The following is a 4,848-nucleotide window of genomic DNA, read 5'->3' on the forward strand; positions in this document are numbered from 1 at the left end:
TGCTTTGTCTGGCGGTAACGAGTTTTCCGGCTCTCGCGCAGGAGGCCGCGCCGGTACCCCTGCCGCGCGCACATTCGCACAATGACTACGAGCATGACCGGCCCCTGCTTGATGCGCTCGACCACGGCTTCTGCGGCATCGAGGCCGACATCTTCCTCATCGACGGCAAACTGCTGGTTGCTCACGACATCGAGGACGTGCGCCCCGAACGCACGTTGCAGGCCTTGTATCTCGACCCGCTCCTCGGTCGCGCGCGAGAGAACAACGGCCAAGTCTACCCCGGCGGACCGGGGATCACCCTGCTGATCGACATCAAGAACACGGGCAAGGAAACGGTGCTCGCGCTTCTGGACGCACTCGAACCGTACCGGGAGATGCTGACCGAGTTCACGCGCGATGCCACGCGGCCGGGGTCCGTCACGGTGATCGTGTCCGGCTTCTACCCCTATCCCGTGCTACGTGAAATATCGCCCCGCTTGGCCGCCGTCGACGGCCGGCTGCCGCAACTCGGCGAATCGCCGCATGAAGTCCCCATGGTCAGCGAAAGCTGGACGAAACTGTTTCAATGGCGCGGAAGCGGCCCGTTGCCAGAGCGCGATGACAAGAACCTGCGCCGGATCATCGAGCGGGCCCATGCGGCCGGGCAGCGGGTCCGGTTCTGGGACCTGCCCGGCGGCCCGGAGACGCTTCCGCTCTTGTACGAATTGGGGGTCGACTTATTGAACACGGATGACCTGGACGCCTTGCAGGCGTTTCTGCTTGAACGCATGAGGTCCGAAACAACGGGGAAGGAATAGCACATGCAGAAGATACGGATTGGCATCGTCGGCCTGGGCGGCATCTGCCGCCTGCGGCACGTGCCCGGGCTGCGCAAGATCGAGGGCGTGGAACTGGTCGTGGTCGCGAACCGCTCGCGCGAATCGAGCGAACGCGCCGCGCACGAATTCGGCATTCCTGAAATCGCGGAATCGTGGCGCGACGTCGTAGACCGCGACGACCTGGACGCCGTGCTTGTCGGCACGTGGCCCTGCATGCATCGCGAGGTGAGCATCGCCGCGCTTGATTCCGGGAAACACGTCTTCTGCCAGGCGCGCATGGCGATGAACCACGCGGAGGCAAAGGAAATGCGCGCCGCGGCGCTGCGCTCGAACCGCGTGGCGATGCTCTGTCCCGTACCGTATGGCCTGAAGTACGACCGCACCGTGCTGCGTTTGATCCGCGAAGGCGCGCTGGGCCATGTGCGGCTTGCGCGTGTGCAAGGCTTCTATGACACTTTCGCCGAGGCCGATGCGCCCATGACCTGGCGCAAGGACCACCGGCTCAGCGGCCTCAACGCGCTGACACTAGGCATGTTCATCGAAGTTATGCACCGCTGGTTCGGCTGGACGCGCGCCGTTGCCGCGTCCACGCGCACCTTCATCCCGGAACGCAAGGACGCCGAAGGCCGCTGGACCGCCGTGCAAATCCCCGACCAGTTCCTCATCAACGCGGTGATGCAATCCGGCGCGGACGTGCAGTACGCCTTCAGCGGGGCCGTGCGCGACGGCCGCGACATCGTCGAAATCTACGGAACCAAGGCTTCCTTGCACTACGACGTGCTGGAAGACCGGATGTGCTGGCTGCGCGCCGGCAAACCCGGGGAGGATGTGGACGTCCACCCCGGGGACGCCTATGACGTCACGGACTGGCGTGTCGAACGCGATTTCATCGACGCCATTCGCGAGGGCAAGGAATACCACCCGAACTTCGCGGACGGTCTGCGCTACATGCAGGTGCTCCAGGCCGTATATGACGCGGCGGAACGGCAGGCCGTAGTCGTGCTCGACGACGCGTGAGGCCGGTCAGAGCAGCCCGAGTTTCTGCAACTGCTTGACGCCCGTGCGCACTTCTTCAGCGGACTTGTGCAGCGACGCCTTCTCGGCGGCGGTGATGTCCAGTTCGACGATCTTCTCGACGCCGTCCTTGCCCAGCACGCACGGCACGCCCATGAAAATGTCGCTCAGCCCGTACTGGCCCGTCAGGTAGGCCGCGCAGGGGAGCACCTGCTTCTCATCGCGCAGGATGCTCTGCGCCATGCGCACCGCGCTCGCCGCGGGCGCATAGAACGCGCTGCCGGTCTTCAGCAACTGCACGATCTCGCCGCCGCCCTTGCGCGTGCGGTCGACGATCGCGTCGATGCGGTCCTGCGGCAGCAGCTTCGTGACCGGGATGCCCGACACGACCGTATACTGCGGCAGCGGGACCATGTCGTCGCCGTGCGAACCGAGGACCATCGTGTCCACGTTCTTCATGCTCACGCCGAGTTCCATCGCGACGAACGCGCGCATCCGCGCGCTGTCGAGGCAGCCCGCCATGCCCACGACGCGGTTCGCGGGAAAGCCCAGTTTCTTGTGCGCGAGATACACCATCGTGTCGAGCGGGTTTGTCACCACGATCACGACCGAATCCGGCGCGTATTGCCTCACGTTGTCGCAGATGCCGGAGATGATCTTGCCGTTTTTCTCGAGCAGGTCGAGCCGCGTCATGCCGGGCTTGCGCGGCAGGCCCGCCGTGATGATCACGAGATCCGCGCCCGCGATGTCCTTGTAGTCGTTTGTGCCGACCGCCTGGCAACTGTAGCCCCGGATCGGCCCCGCCTGCGTCATGTCGAGCGCCTTGCCCTGCGGCAACCCCTCGACGATGTCCGTCAGCACCACGTCGCCCAGTTCGAGTTCGAGGCAGTACTGCGCCGCCGAAGCGCCCACGTTCCCCGCGCCAATCGACGCGATCTTGAATTTCTTGCCTACCGGCATGCCGGCTCCCTCCACAGTTCGGGTTCTTGGATCTTTTTTGGGAATACTCAGCGAAAACGGGATTATACCGCCCGTTTATTCCCCGGGCAACGCTGTCAGCAATCCCCACTGCCCCTCCTTTCCGTCGTTTGTGTCCCTCACGTCCTTGAACGGGCAACAGCCTGCACATTCCTGTGCCCAGCGCCCTTGCAGCGGCCGCTCCCCCCGGCTAAAATCGCGGTTACTGGCTTTGCCGAAGCCCGGGGAGGAGCGCACGGGCAGCTTCGAGTAAGGAATCGTCATGAAATCGCTTCGTAACACGGTCCTTCTTCTTGTTCTTGTCGTGGGTTCCGGTCTGGCCGCCGCCGAGCCGCGGGCATGCGCGCATCGCGGCGACGTGATGGCCGCGCCGGAGAATACCGTGCCCGCGTTCGTATCCGCCGTGAAGAAAGGCGCGGCCATGATCGAATTTGACGTCCAGAAGACGAAGGACGGCCACCTCGTCATCATGCACGACCCGACGGTGGACCGTACAACGAACGGCACGGGCAAGGTCGCGGAATTGACCTTCGACGAAGTGCGCGCGCTCGATGCGGGCAGTTGGTTCGGTCCCGAATTCGCCGGAACGCCCGTGCCCACGTTCGAAGAGGCGCTGGACACCATACCGCCGGGCATTTTGTGCAACGTGCACCTGAAGACCGGACCGGGGCTCGCGGCGGACACGGTCCGCGTAATCCAGGCAAAGGGACGGCTCGCGGATTGCTTCCTCGCATGCGAGGAAGACCAGGCGGCGGAGGCGAAGGCCGTCGTGCCGGAAATCCGCATCTGCAACATGTCGCGCCAAGGTCCAGACCGCAAACCATACGTCGACCGCACCATCGAACTGCGGACGGCGTTCATCCAGCTTCCGTTCGTGGGCGGTACGGACGGGCTGAAAGAGGACGTGGACCGGCTCCACGCCGCGGGCGTCACCGTGAACTGGTTCCACGCCACGCAGGAACCCATGATCCGCGCCGTCGCCGCCGCGGGTGTCGATTACCTGCTCACCGACGACCTCGACCTCTGCCAACGGGTCTTGAAAGACCTCGCCGCACAGCACTAACGGGAACTGGCACAAGCGAGCGTGCGCATAATCCCGCGTAAGACCAAATCACGCGTGGACGTCCGCGTGTTTCTTGGAAATTCGTGCGATGCCTCTAAAGGTCTATAAACAACCACGGGATTTCATGGCAGCGGTGCAGGATGCCTTTGAACGCAATGAGGTCGCGAATAACCTCACGCTAGGCACCGGCTTGCGTCTGATCAAGGACCCGAGTGCCTTCGGAGCGCAGCCGTTTCTCGCGGCGGCGTGGCGCGAAGACACCCCATCGCTCGCCGCCGTCATGACGCCGCCCTATCCGTTGCAGGTCTGCGACCTGGCGGACGGCTGGCAGGACGCGGTCCCGAACCTGGCCCGCGAACTGCGGCGGAGCGGCACGCCCGTGAGCGGGGTGTTCGCGTCCGAACCGGCGGCCCGGGCGTTCGCGGACGTCTGGTGCGCGATGAACGGCTGCGCGCACCGCGTCGCAAAACGCGCGCGCGTGCACCAGTTGACCGCCGTGACGCATCCGGCTTACGGCCCGGGCGTATTCCGCGCGGCGAACGAACACGACCTTCCGTTGCTGACGGAGTGGATTTGCGCGTTCCAGGCCGCCGCCGACCAACACAGCCCGAACGATGAGTCAACCGATCGCAAGCGCGCGCAGGAAGCCATCGAGGAAGGCCGCGCCTGCTTCTGGGAAGACGGACGACCGGTATCCATGGCGTTGCGCGTGCGCACGACGCGCCACGCCGAATGCATCGGCGGCGTGTACACCCCGCACGAGTTCCGCAAGCGCGGCTATGCCTCCTGCTGCGTCGCACGGTTGAGCCAGCACATTCTCGACTCGGGCAAGCAGTTCAGTTGCCTCTACACCGACCTGGCCAACCCCACGTCGAACAAAGTCTACGCCGCCCTCGGCTACACGCCCGTCCGCGACCTCCTGATGTTGATTTTTGAATAACGGGGACTGGCACAAGCGAGCCCGCGCCGCGCGGG

Annotated in this window: 5 protein-coding genes; 4 read left to right on the forward strand and 1 reads right to left on the reverse strand. The window is 64.7% G+C overall.

The window, feature by feature from the left end; translation table 11 throughout:
* Nucleotides 1-797 (forward strand): phosphatidylinositol-specific phospholipase C/glycerophosphodiester phosphodiesterase family protein (locus KA184_02755; protein MBP8128474.1); only part of this gene is annotated, 797 nt, incomplete at its 5' end.
* A 3-nt stretch (nucleotides 798-800) separates the two neighbouring features.
* On the forward strand, nucleotides 801-1,835 hold the full coding sequence (locus KA184_02760) for a Gfo/Idh/MocA family oxidoreductase (GenBank protein MBP8128475.1): 1,035 nt from the start codon (nucleotides 801-803) through the stop codon (nucleotides 1,833-1,835).
* Nucleotides 1,836-1,841: 6 nt separating this feature from the next.
* Here the strand turns inward: KA184_02760 and mdh are convergent, their stop codons facing one another.
* Nucleotides 1,842-2,792: a malate dehydrogenase gene (gene mdh / locus KA184_02765; protein MBP8128476.1), complete on the reverse strand. Its 951-nt coding sequence runs from the start codon at nucleotides 2,790-2,792 to the stop codon at nucleotides 1,842-1,844.
* 280 nt (nucleotides 2,793-3,072) lie between these two features.
* Here mdh and KA184_02770 point away from each other — a divergent pair, with 280 nt between their 5' ends.
* Entirely contained in the window at nucleotides 3,073-3,873 is an 801-nt protein-coding gene (locus tag KA184_02770; protein ID MBP8128477.1) for a glycerophosphodiester phosphodiesterase, read from the forward strand.
* A 124-nt stretch (nucleotides 3,874-3,997) separates the two neighbouring features.
* Nucleotides 3,998-4,813: a hypothetical protein gene (locus tag KA184_02775; protein ID MBP8128478.1), complete on the forward strand. Its 816-nt coding sequence runs from the start codon at nucleotides 3,998-4,000 to the stop codon at nucleotides 4,811-4,813.
* The last annotated feature ends 35 nt before the right edge of the window (nucleotides 4,814-4,848 follow it).

The organism is Candidatus Hydrogenedentota bacterium, assembly GCA_018005585.1.
GTDB lineage: Bacteria > Hydrogenedentota > Hydrogenedentia > Hydrogenedentales > JAGMZX01 > JAGMZX01.